27 protein-coding genes and 1 tRNA gene are annotated in these 16,558 nt (G+C 38.4%); 27 read left to right on the top strand and 1 reads right to left on the bottom strand.

All coding sequences use genetic code 11. The features are described from left to right. Nucleotides 1-9 precede the first annotated feature (9 nt). The 11 genes from F7731_RS23705 to F7731_RS23660 all read left to right on the top strand — a co-directional run bounded on the left by F7731_RS23705 (nt 10) and on the right by F7731_RS23660 (nt 6,490). A complete protein-coding gene (locus F7731_RS23705) occupies nt 10-795 on the top strand; it encodes a ParA family protein (protein WP_151537265.1) in 786 nt (261 codons plus the stop codon). Then, the gene (locus tag F7731_RS23700; protein WP_151537264.1) at nt 782-1,129 is read left to right on the top strand and encodes a hypothetical protein; all 348 of its coding nucleotides are present in this window, start codon (nt 782-784) and stop codon (nt 1,127-1,129) included. Before F7731_RS23705 ends, F7731_RS23700 begins: the two co-directional genes overlap by 14 nt. Before the next feature lie 805 nt (nt 1,130-1,934). Next, a complete protein-coding gene (locus F7731_RS23695; protein ID WP_151537263.1) occupies nt 1,935-2,750 on the top strand; it encodes a lipid II flippase Amj family protein in 816 nt (271 codons plus the stop codon). A gap of 698 nt (nt 2,751-3,448) precedes the next feature. Continuing rightward, nucleotides 3,449-3,610, top strand: a complete 162-nt coding sequence (locus F7731_RS26640) for a hypothetical protein (RefSeq protein WP_170289792.1) — start codon at nt 3,449-3,451, stop codon at nt 3,608-3,610. Between the two features lie 48 nt (nt 3,611-3,658). Continuing rightward, the gene (locus F7731_RS26635; protein WP_170289791.1) at nt 3,659-3,823 is read left to right on the top strand and encodes a hypothetical protein; all 165 of its coding nucleotides are present in this window, start codon (nt 3,659-3,661) and stop codon (nt 3,821-3,823) included. A gap of 54 nt (nt 3,824-3,877) precedes the next feature. Then, the gene (locus tag F7731_RS23685; RefSeq protein WP_151537262.1) at nt 3,878-4,303 is read left to right on the top strand and encodes a hypothetical protein; all 426 of its coding nucleotides are present in this window, start codon (nt 3,878-3,880) and stop codon (nt 4,301-4,303) included. A gap of 75 nt (nt 4,304-4,378) precedes the next feature. Beyond that, complete coding sequence (locus F7731_RS27380; protein ID WP_425482041.1) at nt 4,379-4,528, top strand: hypothetical protein; 150 nt, start codon at nt 4,379-4,381, stop codon at nt 4,526-4,528. Between the two features lie 80 nt (nt 4,529-4,608). Further along, nucleotides 4,609-5,451, top strand: coding sequence for an ArdC family protein (locus F7731_RS23675; RefSeq protein WP_151537261.1), 843 nt, complete (start codon nt 4,609-4,611; stop codon nt 5,449-5,451). Between the two features lie 69 nt (nt 5,452-5,520). Next, a complete protein-coding gene (locus tag F7731_RS23670) occupies nt 5,521-5,760 on the top strand; it encodes a hypothetical protein (RefSeq protein WP_151537260.1) in 240 nt (79 codons plus the stop codon). Nucleotides 5,761-5,880: 120 nt separating this feature from the next. Continuing rightward, nucleotides 5,881-6,180 carry a TM2 domain-containing protein gene (locus F7731_RS23665; protein WP_151537259.1) on the top strand — a complete coding sequence of 100 codons (300 nt, stop codon included), beginning with the start codon at nt 5,881-5,883 and terminating at the stop codon, nt 6,178-6,180. 34 nt (nt 6,181-6,214) lie between these two features. Continuing rightward, nucleotides 6,215-6,490: a hypothetical protein gene (locus F7731_RS23660; protein WP_151537258.1), complete on the top strand. Its 276-nt coding sequence runs from the start codon at nt 6,215-6,217 to the stop codon at nt 6,488-6,490. A gap of 162 nt (nt 6,491-6,652) precedes the next feature. Here F7731_RS23660 and F7731_RS23655 read toward each other — a convergent pair whose 3' ends face one another. Next, nucleotides 6,653-7,045, bottom strand: coding sequence for a helix-turn-helix domain-containing protein (locus F7731_RS23655; protein WP_151537257.1), 393 nt, complete (start codon nt 7,043-7,045; stop codon nt 6,653-6,655). Between the two features lie 288 nt (nt 7,046-7,333). On the opposite strand from F7731_RS23655, the gene F7731_RS23650 reads away from it, so the two are divergent. From F7731_RS23650 to F7731_RS23575, 16 genes are all read left to right on the top strand, one after another. Beyond that, nucleotides 7,334-7,561: a helix-turn-helix transcriptional regulator gene (locus F7731_RS23650; protein ID WP_170289790.1), complete on the top strand. Its 228-nt coding sequence runs from the start codon at nt 7,334-7,336 to the stop codon at nt 7,559-7,561. Between the two features lie 21 nt (nt 7,562-7,582). Continuing rightward, complete coding sequence (locus tag F7731_RS23645) at nt 7,583-7,843, top strand: hypothetical protein (protein ID WP_151537255.1); 261 nt, start codon at nt 7,583-7,585, stop codon at nt 7,841-7,843. Nucleotides 7,844-7,941: 98 nt separating this feature from the next. After that, on the top strand, nt 7,942-9,003 hold the full coding sequence (locus tag F7731_RS23640; RefSeq protein ID WP_151537254.1) for a YqaJ viral recombinase family nuclease: 1,062 nt from the start codon (nt 7,942-7,944) through the stop codon (nt 9,001-9,003). Between the two features lie 46 nt (nt 9,004-9,049). Further along, a complete protein-coding gene (locus F7731_RS23635) occupies nt 9,050-9,949 on the top strand; it encodes a recombinase RecT (RefSeq protein ID WP_151537253.1) in 900 nt (299 codons plus the stop codon). 56 nt (nt 9,950-10,005) lie between these two features. After that, nucleotides 10,006-10,299 carry a helix-turn-helix domain-containing protein gene (locus F7731_RS23630; protein ID WP_151537252.1) on the top strand — a complete coding sequence of 98 codons (294 nt, stop codon included), beginning with the start codon at nt 10,006-10,008 and terminating at the stop codon, nt 10,297-10,299. Further along, nucleotides 10,259-10,798, top strand: a complete 540-nt coding sequence (locus F7731_RS23625) for a Holliday junction resolvase RecU (RefSeq protein WP_151537251.1) — start codon at nt 10,259-10,261, stop codon at nt 10,796-10,798. Before F7731_RS23630 ends, F7731_RS23625 begins: the two co-directional genes overlap by 41 nt. A gap of 30 nt (nt 10,799-10,828) precedes the next feature. Then, complete coding sequence (locus F7731_RS23620; protein ID WP_151537250.1) at nt 10,829-11,272, top strand: ArpU family phage packaging/lysis transcriptional regulator; 444 nt, start codon at nt 10,829-10,831, stop codon at nt 11,270-11,272. 243 nt (nt 11,273-11,515) lie between these two features. Next, nucleotides 11,516-11,586 (top strand) — tRNA-Gly (locus tag F7731_RS23615). Between the two features lie 213 nt (nt 11,587-11,799). Continuing rightward, complete coding sequence (locus tag F7731_RS23610; protein WP_151537249.1) at nt 11,800-12,120, top strand: thermonuclease family protein; 321 nt, start codon at nt 11,800-11,802, stop codon at nt 12,118-12,120. 188 nt (nt 12,121-12,308) lie between these two features. Then, nucleotides 12,309-12,797 carry a JAB domain-containing protein gene (locus F7731_RS23605; RefSeq protein ID WP_151537248.1) on the top strand — a complete coding sequence of 163 codons (489 nt, stop codon included), beginning with the start codon at nt 12,309-12,311 and terminating at the stop codon, nt 12,795-12,797. Beyond that, the gene (locus F7731_RS23600) at nt 12,798-13,379 is read left to right on the top strand and encodes a DUF488 family protein (protein WP_212031238.1); all 582 of its coding nucleotides are present in this window, start codon (nt 12,798-12,800) and stop codon (nt 13,377-13,379) included. It begins immediately after the preceding gene. Continuing rightward, the gene (locus tag F7731_RS23595) at nt 13,379-13,594 is read left to right on the top strand and encodes a hypothetical protein (RefSeq protein ID WP_151537247.1); all 216 of its coding nucleotides are present in this window, start codon (nt 13,379-13,381) and stop codon (nt 13,592-13,594) included. Before F7731_RS23600 ends, F7731_RS23595 begins: the two co-directional genes overlap by 1 nt. A 2-nt stretch (nt 13,595-13,596) precedes the next feature. After that, nucleotides 13,597-13,863 (top strand): hypothetical protein, encoded by a 267-nt coding sequence (locus tag F7731_RS23590; protein ID WP_151537246.1) that lies wholly within the window; start codon nt 13,597-13,599, stop codon nt 13,861-13,863. 155 nt (nt 13,864-14,018) lie between these two features. After that, nucleotides 14,019-14,237 carry a hypothetical protein gene (locus F7731_RS23585; RefSeq protein ID WP_151537245.1) on the top strand — a complete coding sequence of 73 codons (219 nt, stop codon included), beginning with the start codon at nt 14,019-14,021 and terminating at the stop codon, nt 14,235-14,237. Between the two features lie 41 nt (nt 14,238-14,278). Further along, complete coding sequence (locus F7731_RS23580) at nt 14,279-15,655, top strand: putative antirestriction adenine methyltransferase (protein ID WP_151537244.1); 1,377 nt, start codon at nt 14,279-14,281, stop codon at nt 15,653-15,655. Continuing rightward, nucleotides 15,648-16,556: a ParB N-terminal domain-containing protein gene (locus tag F7731_RS23575; protein ID WP_151537243.1), complete on the top strand. Its 909-nt coding sequence runs from the start codon at nt 15,648-15,650 to the stop codon at nt 16,554-16,556. The genes F7731_RS23580 and F7731_RS23575 overlap by 8 nt, the downstream gene beginning before the upstream one ends. The last annotated feature ends 2 nt before the right edge of the window (nt 16,557-16,558 follow it).

The following is a 16,558-nucleotide window of genomic DNA, read 5'->3' as shown; positions in this document are numbered from 1 at the left end:
GTGATAAACATGGGGGAAAAAAGAGCGAAAGTTATCACGGTAGGAGTCCAGAAAGGCGGCGTGGGCAAGAGTACGACTTCGGGAGTCCTTTCTTACTTATTGTCTCAGGATGGATACAAGGTTTTGGTTGTCGATATGGATAGCCAAAGCAATGTCACTGATCTGCTCACGCAAAAGGATGTTGAGGATTTTCAAGGAATGACAGTTCTTGAAGCCTTTGAGGACGGAAGCGTTGAAGATTACATATACCAGGTCAATGAAAATCTGCATGTCGTGCCTTCTGACGATTACCTTGCAACCTTGGCAAAGAATCTGTACCGGAAGTGGAAGCACTTTGACGATGTGAACACGGCATTGAAAGAGATTCTGGAGCCTGTCATTTACGATTATGATTTTATCATTATTGATACACCACCTTCGCTGTCGGAGCCAATGGTGAATGCCATCTGTGCTTCTGATTATGTTTTGGTCTTGGCTGAAAGTTCTAAATGGTCAATGACGGCTGTTCCTCGTTTTCTGGAGACGGTTGAATATGCCCAGCAGAATATCAATCCAAATTTGAAGGTGCTCGGAATTTTAAGGACCATGAACGATGTACGGAGAGCGGATTCTAAAGCCTTTGTTGAGCTGATAAAAGAATTTTGGCCTGACCTTTGCTTTGATGTGGTTATCAGACGGAAAGCGGCAACAGGAAGAATCTCCATGGAAGGCTTATTTGATAACAATGAGCTAGCATCTGCATTGGAACAGTACAAAATCTTTTATAAGGAGCTGAAGCAGCGTGTCGAAGGCTGAAGAATACAAACAGAAGATGTTAAATCAACAACAGAAGCGGGACCGGAATGCAAGGTCGGAACTTATGGGCGGCGAAGTACAAGAAAATACGCCCCAAGTTCAAACGGAAGATGATAAATTTACTCTGGAATTAGATGCTTTTGTTTTAAGAATGGCGCATCCAGAGCAGACTTTTGGAACGAGGGCAAACCGAACGGAATTGATTGGCTGCCATTTCGAGCCGAAGGTAGCAAAGTTAATCAAAGCGGATCAGAAACGCATGGGCCGTGGATGGCAGTCTCATTTGCTGAATGAGCTGGCGAAGGAATACTATAAGAAAACAGGAAAGTTATAATTGTTGCCCTTAGGTGAACGAATATGCTAAACTAATAAGCAAGTAGTGAACGGTGCGGAAACACCATTCATTGCTTGCTTTTTCAGTTCGTTGTGGGGTTTAACCAAAATATTGTCTTCAGTAATATTCTCAAAATTAATAGGAAAGGGGGGTAAAGACAACTCCATTAATTAAAGCTGGACTATGTATTGAGGGTTAGTTGCCCTAATTCCAAAAACTTAATACCCGTTTGTTTTCTGTTAAAGTTAATATTCGACAAAACTTTGTACAAATCTTTGCATCAAACTTGGTAGTATGAGTAAGCCTATATTTATTAAATCGAGTCAAACTTTCATTTTCTCTAAATAAATCAATAAATTTTGTATTATCGTAAAGGCGGCTAAAGACTCTTTTTCCTACAGCTATAGGTGAGTCTTTCCCTTTCTATCAGATCCGTTCAAAGAGTAGCTTCCCGGCTGCTCTTTTTTTGTTTCCGCATCATACAGACCAGCACTTGATATGGGAGGTGCAGTATGAAGCCGTATGAGGGAATTAACTTTGCTTTCTCCTAGCCTTACCCACCTCAATGCAAAATAGGTGACAAAGCAGAATTTTTTCTTATTCCACAATCGGGCCAGATTGTGGAGAAACAGTTACGGTATTATGCTAAAGTTAGGAAGATATTGTGAAGAAATGTACTTAAAATAACGGGGAAGTTTAATTGAAGACGAAGCGAGGAAATACCTTGGTAAATTTCTCTATAAAATCCCAAAAATTGAAATATGGGTTATACTAGCTATAATAATTTTACAAAGGGGCTTTTTTGATGGAACTAATTACAGGTAAAGTAATTATTATAGCTATATTTTTATTGATAATAACAATGGTTGAGACTCTAGCCTATTCAACTAGAATTTCTGGAGCAAGAGTAAAATTAATCGCAACTGCTTTATCTTTATTTAGCACACTAGTAATAGTTTCAAGATTTTCCGTAATGATCCAACAACCACTAACAGCAAAACTTATTGCAGAGGTACCACAAGATTTAAATCCATTAAACTTTATTGAGGGACAGTATAGAATTTTAATTTTGGTTACGACTGTTGGAGTACTTTTTGGAATCCTTCTTTTTCCAACATTTATTAATATTTTTTCACGAGCAATCATTCAATTATCAAATCATCGTGGATCAATTATTGCTTTATTTGTTAATCATTTTAATCTGAAAAGCATAAAAAAATTTTTTAATCTTTTTAGACTACCAAGATTGTCCTTCCTAAAAGGGATTACCTTAAAAACAATTCCTAAACGCCTTTTTGTAATTAATGTGATAATTTCTGCAGTATTTACTGTCGGGGTTCTGTCTTCTATATATGCATCAATATTAGTTCCGGAATATTCACAGGCTGCAATACTGTCATCTGGAATTATAAATGGGATCGCAACGATTTTATTAACATTGTTTATTGACCCTAAAGCTTCAGTATTGGCTGATAGGGTGATGAAAAATCCAAGTGATTATATTTACTTAAAGAGTTACTCATTGACAATGATTAGTTCAAAATTGGTGGGTACAATTGTAGCTCAGCTTTTGTTTATCCCTGCAGCATATTATGTCGCATGGTTTGCCAAGTGGATTTAAAGAAATTTCTTATTATAGTAACGAGTGCTTCAGTGAAAGAAGTATTAATTGATTTTAAGATTAATTTTTATTTTTTAGTTATTCCATTAAAGGGCGCAGTTGTTGAATAAGCATTGGCCTGAAATTGAGCCCGATTGTTCAGGGAGAAAAACTTTGATATCAACTTGGGAGCTGATTTCCTTGGGAGAATTTAAAAAGGTTGTAATGCGATTGGTCGAGGTTATATCAATTTTGTCTGTTGGTTTATTTTCCACCATATATATTTTAAAACCTACTTATGAGAACTTCGGAATCCCATTTCACGGAAACGTATGGGTTAATTGGTTTGGAGCTTCTTATATTTTGTTCGTCTTATACACGATGATTATCAGTTTGTTTATTTCTAAGAATAGTATTCTCTTTAAGAAACGGATTACATCGGGATTCTTTTGGCTTTATTGGTTCACTTTATGTGGTTTTTATACCTTTTGTGAAAGGGGAAAATCCATTCTAAGGTGAAAATAAGGAAGGTCTGTTATTAAGCAATCGGGCGCTTTTCTGAAATAAGGAAAGCGTCTTTCTTTATGGAAAGGGTGAGATTGTTGAAGATTCACTTTTAGAGAACTTTTTCCGGTAAACTATTGCTTTAGGCAGGTAAAATGTTAGGATATATGTATAAGTTAATTAAGTATTCAGAAAACGAAAAGAGGAAATGAAAAATGAGATTTGTAATCACTGAAATGGAAAACGGAAAGTTAATGGTAACTGACACAATCACAAAAAGAAATGCTTATGGGTATGTGAATGAAAACGGATATGCAAGAGCAAATACAGCAATTGAATTGTCTATCATCGCAAAAGCGCTTCGCCAAAAACGTTAATCTTATCTTAACCTTAACATTAATATTAAAATAAAGGAGAAATGTAAAATGGAAGGTTGTAAATTAGTTATCCAATATAATTGGGGATTAGGCAAAAGAAGAAAAGAAATCATGCACAGCGAATTGCAAAACTTCTTAAACCAGAATGCGATTGCTGAATGTAACTATGAAGTTATTGAAATCCACAAACCTTGCGGAGAAGTGATTAGGTAAGGGGCTTTGCCCTTTACATTAATATTAACTTAATATTAATAAGGAGTTGGGAATATGAAAAAATGGGTTCGGTTCTGGGATTTGCAGTGCAACACGTTTTCAGCCCATACGACAATTGAAGGTCTGGCCGATTGGATTATCGAGGACTTGCCTGAAGAAGATGAAGAGATAGTCGAACGGTTCGTGAAAGGTGAAATGTCCGAGCAGGAAATGCGTGAAATCATTGAGTCATACGAGTACAAGATTGTTGAATATCAGCTGGTAGATCGTCAGCCTTTCCAGAAATACAAAGGCGAATTAGGTAAAATAAAATTAGTTGATATGAAAGTTAAGAGAATGAGAAGGTATTTCAAGGAGATCGAGGTCTTGAATAGAAACCATTTCAAATGCAAAGGAATGAACGGTTCTATAATGAAAGTTGTTGTAACAGATAGCATGTTCATGAGTGTTGACGGTAAGCCAGTTTGTTACATAGATTAAGGGTTTTAGCTCCTAACCTTAATATTAACATTAATGTTAATATTAAGGTTAAGTTAATGAAAAGGAGAGGTTAAGATGATCGTTAAGAAAGATGGGATTTACAGTGTTCAGAGAGATGGTTCAAGTTATTACAGGGTTTTCAGAAAAAGGACAAGAATCGGTTCATTTCTAAATTTGCATGATGCCATTGATTACATGGTTATAAAGGCGAAACAGTCCAATTAAGGGCTGTCCTCCGGGTCTGACTAATCCGGAGCTGATGATGCTAGGTCTTATCAGAAATTCATTTCAGGAGGATGAAGAAAATGAGTGAGAAAATATACGAAATGGTTACTAATAAAATTATTGAAAAGCTTGAAGCTGGTACTGTTCCGTGGCGCAAGCCGTGGGTCGGGAAAAGCGGGTCAGCTAGGAGCTGGAAAACGCAAAAAAGTTATCGCGGTATCAACACGCTACTTCTTGAACCCGGGGAATACATTACATTTAAACAAGTGCAGGAAGCAAAAGGGAAAGTTAAAAAAGGTGCCAAGTCAGAAATTGTAGTGTTCTGGAAATGGCTCGAAAAAGAAAATGAAGAGGGAGAAACAGAAAAAATCCCGTTGCTCCGTTTTTATAAAGTTTTTAATATAAATCAATGTGAAGGAATTGAAAGTAAATGGAACGAGGATATTCAAGAATTTGAGCATGATCCGATTGAAGAAGCGGAGAACATCATCAAAGGTTATATGAACAAACCGAGTCTTTCATGGCAGAGCGGAATCGGAGCATTTTATCAGCCCGGAAATGACCATGTGAATGTTCCTCCAATGAAGGACTTCCCGAAAGTTGAAGAGTATTATTGCACCATGATGCATGAGTTAATTCATAGCACTGGACACAAGAGCCGTCTAAATCGCGAGGGTGTAACCGGAACTTTGAAATTCGGTTCCCAGACATACAGCAAGGAGGAACTGATTGCCGAGATCGGAGCGACTATGCTAAACGGCATAGCTGGGTTCTCGGAAGTGACCTTTGATAATTCAGTTGCTTATATCCAGAGCTGGTTGAATAAGTTGAAGAATGATAAGACATTGATTGTGAAAGCGGCTGCTAACGCACAACGAGCAGTAGACCACATTTTAGGAGTTTCTTGGGACAAAGATGAATAAGCAGGAGCCTTCGGGCCTCTTGCATAACATTAATTTAACATTAACTAAACATTAAGGAGACGAAAAAACATGTCAAGCACTTATATAAAGCCATTATTAGAGGAATACAGCCAATTGAAAAATTTATCAAATTTCCCTGTTACAAAGGTTTATCCGGACAGTGACGCAGATACAGTAGGATTTAGATTAAGTAAGGAAGAAGCTCTAAAAATAGCAACTCAACTATTAGTTGCTTGTGAGGTCTCAGAAGAAATATTCCTACTCGGATCAAGACAAAAAGATAGAGCATGGGTAGCAAGATACAAATAGTCTTAACGTTAACATTAATATTAAGGTAAAGATGAGGTTATGAACACGAATGGCAGAATTACACTAAAAAATATATAGGGGCTGTACTGTGAATACGGTCCCTCAAAGGAGAAAATTATAATGAACAACTTATTAGCAAAGAAAGATTTATCAGCAGAACAATTAGCAATGGTACATGCAGAAGTGAGCAAGAAAGAAAAATCGAAAGGTATAGCTTATGCACTTTGGTTTTTTACCGGAGGAATTGGCGGACATAGATACTATGCTGGAAATGTAGGCATGGGGGTTGCAATGACATTGACTCTAGGTGGTTGTGGATTCTGGTCATTAATTGATGTTTTCGCAATCGGAAAAGCCATTGAGAAAAAGAACGAGGAAATTGAAATGCAAGCGATCCAGACAGTAAAAGGTTTGTTTTAATTAAGATTAACTTAACATTAAGGAGAAGAGGAAAATGTTTTTTACAGTAATGGCAGCTTTTGAGTATACACAGTATGGTGGTAAGAATTTGGTTCAATCGTTTCAGAAGTTAGAAAATGCTGAGAAGTTTGCGGAAGAAATGAAAAATGACTTTCTTAGTTATATTCAAAAGAAAGGTGCGCTTGATAGAGAAGAGAGTTATGAGAAGGAGTTTGGACTGTATTTCTATGGCATTTCTGAAGATGGTAAAGATTTCTGTGCGGTCAAAATTGAGAAAACTGATTTCTGGGATAGTGAATATGAAGATTAAGTTAACATTAAGGTAATATTAAGTTAAGGTTTCGTCTATTGAAACCTTTCTCTTCATTGTTCTGAAAATGAATAAGTCACAAAAAAAGCGTGGAATAAATCCCACGCTTTTTTGTATGTGAAATCCAAGAAGTTCGTAAAAGTAGAAGTAAAGTTGAAGGTGCTATTCTTGCTCTTGCTCATTTGTTTGAGCTTGATTAGGACTTTTTTCTTTTACGTCTTTTAGCATTCTTTCGAGAATATTATTAAATAGTTGTAGATCTTCTTCAGATAAAGGAATTCCATTGTAGTGAAAATCATTAGATTCTTTTAATAGTATAGCTAAATTTCTGGAGGTTTCTTTAGTTAGCGGGTCATCTGAAGTTCCTAGTAAGTAGTCTGTAGATACTTCAAATAGATCAGCAATTTGTTTCAGCCTAGCGGTTTTAGGTTTCTTATCTCCAGATTCGTATGATGCTATTGTAGATTTTCCAACACCGATTAAATCACCTAATGCTTGCATGGATAAATCTTTCTCTAATCGCAAAGCCTTAAAGCGTTCTCCAAATATTGACATTCTTATTCCCCCATGTTTTTTTGAATTACTCTCTATAATTCACTATAAGTGTAATGTTATAAGACTAATATACCTCATAAAGTCCACTAAAAACCAAACTAAATATATTTTCTTTGTAAATACTTCGTTTACTATTAGAGAATTAGATAGGTATATTTGAATTTATTTTACTTCTTTTAGTGAACAAATATTCGTCTAACTATGTACTATGTTCGCTTATGGTGTTATAATAAGTATATATTAGTTCACTAAAAGTGGCAATAGACAATGTTGAAAGGGGTGAAAAAAATGGAAAGAGAATGGATGATAGAAGCCCGAAAAGAATTAGGGTTTTCTAAAAGCGAATTAGCTAAAGAAGTAAAAGTTGTTCGTTCATATATTACGGAGATCGAGAAGGGAAATAAATCTCCTTCAGGTAAATTGGCTTTAAAGCTTTCAAGAGTTCTGAAAGTCAGAATGGAGAAATTCTTTGAGGAAGAATTGGAAGCTGAAGAAAGAGAATTAGTGAATCAATAAAAATTAGGAGAGTGTTAAAACATGTGGGGTACTAACTTAGATCGGTTTTCTCGGCCTTTGAGTTCAGAGGTGGGAATGTTCCAAGACGGTCCAATCATTTATGAAATTGAAAAAGATGTTGTTTGTCAGGGTTGTGGTCATGTTCTTTACGAGGAAGAGGACATTGTTCCTTCAGAAATCTGGGAAGATGACTATATACACAATGATCTTGAATGTATTGAATTGTATTACAAAAAAGAACAAGAAAAAGACCCTTTTGCTGCGAACAAAAGAGTCGGTTAAGGAGAACGAAACACAAACGGCAGTCGGTATTTCGTACATAGCCTAAATTTAGTATAGCGAAAAATCGTCTGCCAATCAATAAGATTGGAGATAAGAGAATGAGTAAAGTACATGCGAAGAAATTATATAACACAAAGAATATGAGCCGTAAAGAATGGTTAATGGCACGAAAGTCCGGCATCGGAGGAAGTGAAGCTGCTTCCCTAGCAGGCTTGAATAAATACAGTTCAGCATTAGCGGTTTGGATGGATAAAATGGAGTCGTTAAATGAGGTAGAAGAAGCTCCGCCATCAGAAGCCGCAGAATGGGGAAACCGTTTAGAAAATTTAATCAGAGAGAAATTCAAAGAGAATCATCCAGAATGGAGAGTGCAGAGAAGTTTCATCATGTGGCAACATCCTAAATATAAGTGGATGTTAGCAAACGTAGACGGTTTGATATTTGATCCTCAAAGGGGATGGGGCATTTTAGAAGTCAAAACTGCTTCAGAATGGCGGTCAGATGAATGGGGCGATGAAGAAATAACTGAATCGTACTTAGTGCAAGCACAGCATTACATGGAAGTATTGGGTTTGAAATTTTGTATGATGGCCGTTCTTATCGGCGGGAATAAGTATAAGGAATTTTACATTGAGAGAGACGAGGAATTAATCCAAGCATTAATACAGATCGAAAAAGACTTCTGGCAAAATCATGTGGAAGCAAATGTACCGCCGGAACCGGACGGAAGCGAATCGGCTGCCGAAGTCATTCGAAGTATGCACCCAGCAACCAGCGCACTTCCGGAAGATGAAATTTTAGAGCTTGAAGAATCAGCGTTGCCTTTGATTCAGGAATATGACGAGATCAAACAGAAAGAGAAAGAAATGAAGAAGCGGAAAGAGGAAATTGCCCAGAAGCTTCAGGGGATGCTTGGAGATTATAAAGTAGCGGCAGTTGAGGATAGAAAGGTTACGTGGAAGCCATCCAATGCCTTTAACGAGAATGAATTAGAGAAAGAGAACCCAGAAATATTTAAGCAGTTCTCCAAGATCGTATTAGACAAGGATGGTTTTAAAAAGGCATATCCGAAAATGTACAAAGAGTACATGTTGCCGACAAATAAGAAAACCTTCAGTGTGAAGGAAGACATGGGTTTGTACGCAGTTAATCAACATTAAGTTAAGAATACATCAACATTAAGTTAAGGTTAAGGAGCGTTTAAAAATGGCAGTCAAAACAAGTGGAGTAGCGGAGAAGTTGCAAAGGAAAGCAGTACAGGTTGGGGAGGGTCCGGTTAATTCCGGTCCTTCGACTCCAAAGAAGCAGGAAGAACAAAAGGGCGGCATGATGAAAGTGCTTGAAAGCATGGAGCCTGAAATCAAGAAGGCCTTACCGGAAACCATGCGCTCGGATAGAATGATTCGATTGGCGCTCACAGCATTTAAGGCGAACAGCCAATTGAAGAAAGCAGATCCTTACACTTTTGTCGCGGCGGTTATGCAAGCGGCGCAGTTAGGTCTTGAGCCAAATACAGCCATGGGGGAAGCGTACATAATCCCTCGGAAGAATCACACTACAGGGGTAACGGAAGCAACGTTCCAGATTGGGTACAGAGGAATTTTGTCATTAGCGCATCGGACAGGACAGTATCAAGCTATTTATGCGGAGCCTGTTTATGAGAATGATCGGTTTGAGTATGAGCTGGGTCTCCATAAAAAATTGCTTCATGTTCCAGCGGATTTGCCAAAAGGTGAGCCAAAGTATTATTACGCTGTTTATCATCTGGTGAATGGCGGTTATGATTTCAAAGTTTGGTCGAGAGCGAAAGTTCAGCTTCATGCCCAGCGATTCTCAGCGGCATTAAAAAGCGGCATGAGTACACCATGGAAAACAAATTTTGATTCTATGGCTATGAAGACGGTTTTACTGGATGTTCTGAAATTCGCGCCAAAGAGCATTGAGTTTTCTCAGCAATTGTCGCTGGATAATACCGTTAAGCAGAATGTGGATGCGGAGCCGGAGCGAGTGATTATTGATATGGAGGAAGAGCCACAACAGCAGGGAGATTCATTTCAAGACTTCGGACCGGAACCACCGGAAATGAATTATCAAAACCAATACTAAGATGAACGGGGAGAGTGATAGACACTCTTCCCTTTTTTTATTTGGAGGTTAAGAACATGGGGAGAAAAAGAAGAAAGAATTATAAAAAAGGTTGGACAGGGCTTCCTTATATTGCTTTGGAGGAATTAAATTTTTTCTGGGATCAGAATGAGATAAGTGAATTTGACAAGCTTTGGGCTGAAGGAGCTTCCCTTTATGAGTTGATGGAGCGGTTTAATCGGAATCATGCAGAGGTTGCTGTACTCATTATGGACAGGTCTTTGAAAGGAAAAATAAAGGAAAGAAAATACGGTCTATTTGGAGGTAGTTATGAAAGTCGTAAATTACGCAAACCGTGGGAAAACATTTGAAAACGACATTATCCGAAGCAATATGACGTACAAGCATAAGCGGTGGGCTTTGGTTGAAAAGACGGAGCCGATATTCAAGCCATTGCCCAATGGATTACTGCCAAACCGTTATAGAGGAAACAAGAGTATAAAGGTTGGATATTACGAGGGTAAGGGGTTCGTAGATTTCTTTGGGGTCTGTCAAGGAAGAGCACTGGCTTTTGAAGCGAAGTCTACTAATATTCGGACCAATTTTCCTTTGAAGAATATTAAAAATGAACAGGTAGCGGATTTGGAGTTTTGGCATAACCTTGGCGGCATTGCTTTTGTGCTGGTTCAATTTCAGAAGCAGAAAGAAGTCTACTTGCTGCCATTTCAAGATTTGAAAAAGTGGTGGGATGATTCCCTGGGCGAAGGCAGGAAGTCCATTCCGTATGAATGGTTTGTCACGAAATGCGATAGGGTGAGAGCAACAAGGGGTGTCATTTTAGATTATTTGGATTGTCTAGGCATTCAGTAAGCGGAGAATAATCAAACAGGGGGATTGGATATGAGCAATGAGAATTTTAAGAAGATTGAAAGGCATCTTAAAAACTATCGGAATTATAAAATAGGGATTCAGAATATGAACAAGCAGCTAGATCATATGTTTCCGAAAATCACATCAAGTTATGAAATGGCTGAAGGGTCAACAGGAACGTTCTCCTGTCATTCTAATACAGAGGAATATGCTATTAAGAGGTTGGAAAAGAAAGTGGAAATGGAGGAATTTATCCATACATATGAAGTTGTGATTGATTCGATTGATTCCGCCATTAAGCAATTAGATCCGTTGGAAAAAGAGTTTGTTGAGAAGCGGTATATTGAGAATGGAAATATGAAGATGGTAGCGATCAGCCTTGGCTATTCACTAAGGGCTACTTATAAAATCAAGGAAGACGTAAAAAATAAGTTCCTCATAACACTGAACAATTTAACGCTCATTGATGTATAAGGCCTGAAAAAGGTCTTTTCTTCTTGTTGGAGTTTGATTATAATATGGATAAGCAATCACTAAAAGTGAATGAAAATGCAAAAACTGTTCACGTTTAGTGTAAAAACTGGAGAAAAAAAGGGAACGTTTTTCCTTGATTACAGTGATAATATGATAGCAAGTAGGTCATGTTTCCCCCATGTTTGACTTACTCTCCATATATCTCTCCCTGCGGCTAAGGCAACCAGCCGTGGGGGACGTTTTGCGGAAGTGGTGTAATGTAACACACTCGGTCACCAGCCGAGAGATTGAAGGTTCAAGTCCTTCCTTTCGCTTTGCCCTATTTCTTTCCTTCTATCCGTGCGAGTAAGGGCAAGCGTTTCCTTCTTTTTAATGGCACCGACTACGAGCCAAGTCGGTGTCTTTTATTTTGCAAAAAAAAGAAGCCAGCCGAATCAGGAGATGACGGCATTCAGCAAGGAGACTAATCCTGCTTTAGGCTTCACACTCTATTATACCAAAAACCGGTGAAAAGCGGGTGACAGCTGATGAAAGAATTTGTGTTCAATAACTGTATATGTACCTATGTGGTTGACGGAGACACGATGGACGTGGAAATTGATGTCGGTTTTGATTTTTCTTCTTTTCAGCGGCTGCGGCTGTATGGAGTGGATACACCGGAGCGGAAACAGCCGGGCTTTGAAGAAGCAAAGCAATTTGTTATAGACAAGATTCTCCAAAAGCCTGTGCAGATTATTACGTACAAGAAGGATTCGTTCGGCAGATGGTTGAGCATCGTGTTCGTGGATGGGGAAAATCTGAATGATTTGCTTCTGGAGGAAGGTCTGGCCGTGATTTATATTCGATAGATAGGAACCCTTAGAAACCTTGATAAATCAACGTTTTTAAGGGCTTTTTTATCGAAAAACACTTGCTTTTAGGGGGTTAAATGCTAGAATGAAAGTATAAATTAATTCACTTTAAGTGAACTAATTAAATAAAATTGTTTGCTGATTGACTACCAGCAAAACTAACATTTACAGGAGAGTGTTAAAAGATGAATTTTTCAACAGAGCTTCAATCAAAATACCCGACTAAAAGATATATTACAGAGCAGGCAGTCGTGATGGAGAAAGTGAAAGGTGCCATGTACCACATTCCACAGAGAGTGACTACTCCAGAAACTGCATTCCATACAATCATGGGAATTAAAAATTTGGAAAGAGAGACCCAAGAGGTTTTTGGAGTTATTGCTTTAGATACTAAACATAAAGTTGTCGGCTTCGACATTTTGCATAGAGGAACAATCAATGCTTCGATTGTCCATCCAAGAGACATTTACAAAGCGCTACTGCTAAGAAATGCGGCTTGCTTCATTTGCTTCCACAATCATCCTTCAGGAGTTCCTGAGCCATCCTATGAGGACAAAATGGTGACTGAGAGATTAGTAGAAGCAGGAAAGCTTATAGGCATTGAGTTATTGGACCATATCATAACAGGTGATGACGGTAAGTTTTTTAGCTTCAAAGAAGGGGGGTTGATGTAAATGAAGAAAATATATACTTCCTATTATGCGAATGTTAAAAAATTGTCTCCCGAGATGGTGCCGATCGGCATCTCTCAGGGGAACAATAAATGGTTTAAAGGACAATACATGAAAGAGCTTGCTCCAACATGGCCAATGTTAAAAATGAACCAAGAAGATTATGATAAAGAGTTTTTCAAGATCCTCTCAAAATTAGATGCTAGGGAAATTTACGACAATCTTCCAGACAATGCAGTTCTATTATGCTATGAAAAATTTAATGATAAATGCCATAGAAGGGCAGTAGCGGAATGGTTAGAAAAAGAGCTCGGAATTGAAGTATGCGAATACGGATTAAAGCGAGAAGAATCCTTTCCATACGCTGAATGCTGTGAAGCGAATAAAGGGAAGCTCAGAAAACCGGAAAATAAAGAGCAACCGAAGCAAGAGTATCAAGGAAAAATGAGTTTTGAAGAATGGATGAAAAGCGGCATCGGAGGAACAAGACCAGATTTATTCGATGTAGAGCAATTGCCTGCTGTGAAAGCAAGACGAGCTTCCATGAAAAGAGAACAAGAGAAAAAGCTTGGAGGTCTCGTCTGATGAACAATGTTAATCAAAAGAACGAAACGGTTTACCGTCTTTATGAAAGTGATGTTATTAAGTTGATGGTAAGTGTGGGGATTCCGGTAAATTCGGAAACCCTTCCTCGCACAAAAGATTATATTGCTGATTATTTGAATCAAATGATGGATGAAGAAGTCGCGAATTATATGAACTTTATAAAAGCTGAAATTACAGGTAAACAGGAGGACTAAACATGATAAAGAAAACCGTTATGGCAGTCGGTGCGTATGACAATGGAAATGTAAAAGATGCCCTGAAGATCGCAAAGAATTTTACGATTGGATTAACAAGAGACGAGCATAAGCAAATTGTTAGAGGTTATGAGTGCATGGTTCACGCTGATTTTTATAAGCAGATCGGCAAGAATCCAGAAAAGGAAATTGCTGCTGCTGTGACTGTGTTTCTCAATAGAATATATCTTCCGCATGTACAGCGCAGAGAGGATGCTATATATGCTTAACACGGTAGCGGAATGGTGTTCTGATTGCTGTGCAGAGGTTGAGCTTCCAGAAGTTTTTCAACTGCATGTTTGCCCAAATTGCAGTGTGAGCATTATGCCTTGCGCCCAATGTGAATTACAAGATTGTTCTAATTGTCCGTTGGAGGGGGATTGAAATGAAGATTAGATTGGTCACTTATCCGCAGGAAGACTTTCCGAAAGAGAAACAGGAAGTATACCATCAGGATTTTATCACCTTTGACGTTGAAACGACTTGGCTTGAAAAGACACTGGAAGCATGGAATTGGGGAACGCTGGAGGAATTTATAAGCGAGTATACTTGGGATGATTCAGAAAGAATTTTTCGTGAATATCAAAATCGGAAGGACACCTAAAAGGTGTTCTTTTTTTATATAGAAAAAGGAGGGTAAGTTGAATGTTTGTGGGGAGTATTCCTGCTGATATGCAAAAAATTCTAAAAGAGCTGGTGAGCAAGTGGGATTGTGAAGATATTTATATCGGCACTTCTGGCAATTTCACAATTGAGCGATCCATTGGCGATTTGGGATTTGGTTTGCATAGCAATGATGTAACACTCTATTCCTCAGTCATCGGCTCTTATCTTGCCGGAGACATGATTCCATTTGAGTTTAATGAGGAATTCAACGAATCGTATGGGTGGCTGAAAAATTATATTAATGACCCAGCTGACAGGGTTGCTACTATCCTTTTAGGAACAAGGCTAATGGAAACAGTAGGGAAAGAACACAAGCCCTACTATGCAAGAATGGCACAAGCCTATAAAGATCAATGGCCTGTGATTCACGCCAAGACAAAAGAGAAGGTTGAAAAACTTCAGGTCAGATTGAAAAGTTATTCTGCATCCGATGTTTTTACATGGGTTGATGATATACCAGAGGACCAAGGAGTTATTTGTTATCCTCCTTTTTTCGGAGAGACAGCGGATTATGAAAAATATTTCGCTCATCTGGAAGAATTGTTTTTGTGGAAACCTCCAGAGTATGAATTTATTTACGGTGACAGGCTGATTGAATTTTTTCGAAAAATCACATCCAAGAAAAATTGGGTATTCGGCACGAAGGAAAAGCTGGAAGAGTTCGAGCCTTATCTTAAAGGAATGACAAAAACGACCAACCGGGGAGTCCCCATTTATGTTTACACAAATGGAAATACAAGGCGGCTGGTCATGCCGAAGCAAAAGACGGAGCCGATTATGAATCCTCATATTAAGCCGGATCAGGATTTAGGAGAAAAGCTTACGATAGCGCCTCTTACTGCAAGTCAGTTTTTTCATATCCGTTCTCAGTACATGAACCATAATATTAAGCCGGGTTCCCCAAGCCTTGCATTTGCCGTTTTGGTGGATGGTATTATCATTGGTTCCTTTGCCTTAATGAAAGCTCAGACATTAACGAGTTTTGATACATATATCCAGACTCCAAATGTATACCTACTGTCCGATTTTCCTGTTGCCAACAGTAAATACAAGAAGTTGGCGAAATTAGTCCTCTACGCTGCTTTAAGCAAGGAAGTAAAGCTGATCTGTGAGAGGTTGGAGCGGAAGCGGATATATTCCCTTTTGACAACAGCTTTCACGAATAGGCCTGTTTCCATGAAATACAGAGGGTTATTTGAATTGCTGACCAGAAAGGAAAACAATAAACCGAATTCATCAGGAGAAAAATTTCAGTTGAATTACGGGGCATTGATGGGGAACTGGAGCTTACAGGAAGGATACGAAATCTGGAAAAAGAAACATGGAAAGGACGTAGGTGAAGGAAAAAATGAATAGTACAAAAGAAGCCAAAATAAATACAAAAATCGTTTCGGCTAATCCAAGGGACTTGAAATTACTGGAGCTTAATGCACGGTATATGAGACATGAGACTTTCCAACAGTTGGTCTCCAATATTCAGCGTGACGGAAAATTGACACAGCTTCCATTCTGTATTTGGGAAGATGGTCATTGGAAGGTGTTGAGCGGAAACCACAGGGTTAAAGCAGCCATTGAAGCTGGACTTGATACGATAGAATTCATCGGCACGGAAGATAAGCTTTCCCAAGACAGACAGCGTGCAATCCAGTTAAGCCATAACGCCATAAGCGGAGAAGATGACCCAACTATCCTAAAAACACTCTATGAGGAAATTGAGGATATTGATTTTAAGATGTATGCAGGACTTGATGATAAAACATTGGAGCTTCTGGAGAAGGTACAACCAGAATCATTAAGTGAAGTGAATCTGGAGTTTCAGACTATGAATATCGTTTTTCTTCCTTCCGAATTGGAGAAAGCGAAGGAAATGATTGATGAAATTCAGAAAGAGGTAAAAGCGGATGAAGTATGGCTGGCAAGTATGCAAGCCTATGATAATTTCTTAGATTCAATGGAAGCGGTAAGCACTTCCTATGATGTGAAAAACGTTGCACTTACACTTTTAATCCTCCTGGGCATTGTTCAAAGGAATTTAGATCAGCTAAGTGATGGATGGTATGACGAAGAAGAACAGGAAGCAAAACATAAGAATTGGATTCCGTTATCGACTATTTTCAATCACCATAAAATCCCGTCAAAAAGTGGAGCAGTTGTAAAGAAAGCCTTAGACAGAATGTTGTCTAAAGGAGAACTGGAAAAACAACAAAAATGGGAAGCTTTAGAGTATTGGGCAACCCAATATTTGCAAGGTGACTGAGG

This window comes from Cytobacillus depressus (assembly GCF_008923245.1).
GTDB classification, from domain to species: Bacteria; Bacillota; Bacilli; order Bacillales; family Cytobacillaceae; genus Cytobacillus; species Cytobacillus depressus.
The sequence above is the reverse complement of the archived record's forward strand: the minus strand, read 5'-3'. Positions and strand labels throughout refer to the sequence as shown.

What these genes read in the sequence shown, in the direction of transcription:
- F7731_RS23660 (WP_151537258.1), top strand. Translation starts at nt 6,215, where the DNA reads ATGTTTTTTACAGTAATGGCAGCTTTTGAGTATACACAGTATGGTGGT.
- F7731_RS26635 (WP_170289791.1), top strand. Translation starts at nt 3,659, where the DNA reads ATGGAAGGTTGTAAATTAGTTATCCAATATAATTGGGGATTAGGCAAA.
- F7731_RS26640 (WP_170289792.1), top strand. Translation starts at nt 3,449, where the DNA reads ATGAGATTTGTAATCACTGAAATGGAAAACGGAAAGTTAATGGTAACT.
- F7731_RS23610 (WP_151537249.1), top strand. Translation starts at nt 11,800, where the DNA reads ATGAAAGAATTTGTGTTCAATAACTGTATATGTACCTATGTGGTTGAC.
- F7731_RS23580 (WP_151537244.1), top strand. Translation starts at nt 14,279, where the DNA reads ATGTTTGTGGGGAGTATTCCTGCTGATATGCAAAAAATTCTAAAAGAG.
- F7731_RS23605 (WP_151537248.1), top strand. Translation starts at nt 12,309, where the DNA reads ATGAATTTTTCAACAGAGCTTCAATCAAAATACCCGACTAAAAGATAT.
- F7731_RS23595 (WP_151537247.1), top strand. Translation starts at nt 13,379, where the DNA reads ATGAACAATGTTAATCAAAAGAACGAAACGGTTTACCGTCTTTATGAA.
- F7731_RS23695 (WP_151537263.1), top strand. Translation starts at nt 1,935, where the DNA reads ATGGAACTAATTACAGGTAAAGTAATTATTATAGCTATATTTTTATTG.
- F7731_RS23655 (WP_151537257.1), bottom strand. Translation starts at nt 7,045, where the DNA reads ATGTCAATATTTGGAGAACGCTTTAAGGCTTTGCGATTAGAGAAAGAT.
- F7731_RS23575 (WP_151537243.1), top strand. Translation starts at nt 15,648, where the DNA reads ATGAATAGTACAAAAGAAGCCAAAATAAATACAAAAATCGTTTCGGCT.
- F7731_RS23630 (WP_151537252.1), top strand. Translation starts at nt 10,006, where the DNA reads ATGGGGAGAAAAAGAAGAAAGAATTATAAAAAAGGTTGGACAGGGCTT.
- F7731_RS23670 (WP_151537260.1), top strand. Translation starts at nt 5,521, where the DNA reads ATGTCAAGCACTTATATAAAGCCATTATTAGAGGAATACAGCCAATTG.
- F7731_RS23600 (WP_212031238.1), top strand. Translation starts at nt 12,798, where the DNA reads ATGAAGAAAATATATACTTCCTATTATGCGAATGTTAAAAAATTGTCT.
- F7731_RS23685 (WP_151537262.1), top strand. Translation starts at nt 3,878, where the DNA reads ATGAAAAAATGGGTTCGGTTCTGGGATTTGCAGTGCAACACGTTTTCA.
- F7731_RS23640 (WP_151537254.1), top strand. Translation starts at nt 7,942, where the DNA reads ATGAGTAAAGTACATGCGAAGAAATTATATAACACAAAGAATATGAGC.
- F7731_RS27380 (WP_425482041.1), top strand. Translation starts at nt 4,379, where the DNA reads ATGATCGTTAAGAAAGATGGGATTTACAGTGTTCAGAGAGATGGTTCA.
- F7731_RS23625 (WP_151537251.1), top strand. Translation starts at nt 10,259, where the DNA reads ATGAAAGTCGTAAATTACGCAAACCGTGGGAAAACATTTGAAAACGAC.
- F7731_RS23590 (WP_151537246.1), top strand. Translation starts at nt 13,597, where the DNA reads ATGATAAAGAAAACCGTTATGGCAGTCGGTGCGTATGACAATGGAAAT.
- F7731_RS23705 (WP_151537265.1), top strand. Translation starts at nt 10, where the DNA reads ATGGGGGAAAAAAGAGCGAAAGTTATCACGGTAGGAGTCCAGAAAGGC.
- F7731_RS23635 (WP_151537253.1), top strand. Translation starts at nt 9,050, where the DNA reads ATGGCAGTCAAAACAAGTGGAGTAGCGGAGAAGTTGCAAAGGAAAGCA.
- F7731_RS23675 (WP_151537261.1), top strand. Translation starts at nt 4,609, where the DNA reads ATGAGTGAGAAAATATACGAAATGGTTACTAATAAAATTATTGAAAAG.
- F7731_RS23645 (WP_151537255.1), top strand. Translation starts at nt 7,583, where the DNA reads ATGTGGGGTACTAACTTAGATCGGTTTTCTCGGCCTTTGAGTTCAGAG.
- F7731_RS23650 (WP_170289790.1), top strand. Translation starts at nt 7,334, where the DNA reads ATGGAAAGAGAATGGATGATAGAAGCCCGAAAAGAATTAGGGTTTTCT.
- F7731_RS23665 (WP_151537259.1), top strand. Translation starts at nt 5,881, where the DNA reads ATGAACAACTTATTAGCAAAGAAAGATTTATCAGCAGAACAATTAGCA.
- F7731_RS23620 (WP_151537250.1), top strand. Translation starts at nt 10,829, where the DNA reads ATGAGCAATGAGAATTTTAAGAAGATTGAAAGGCATCTTAAAAACTAT.
- F7731_RS23585 (WP_151537245.1), top strand. Translation starts at nt 14,019, where the DNA reads ATGAAGATTAGATTGGTCACTTATCCGCAGGAAGACTTTCCGAAAGAG.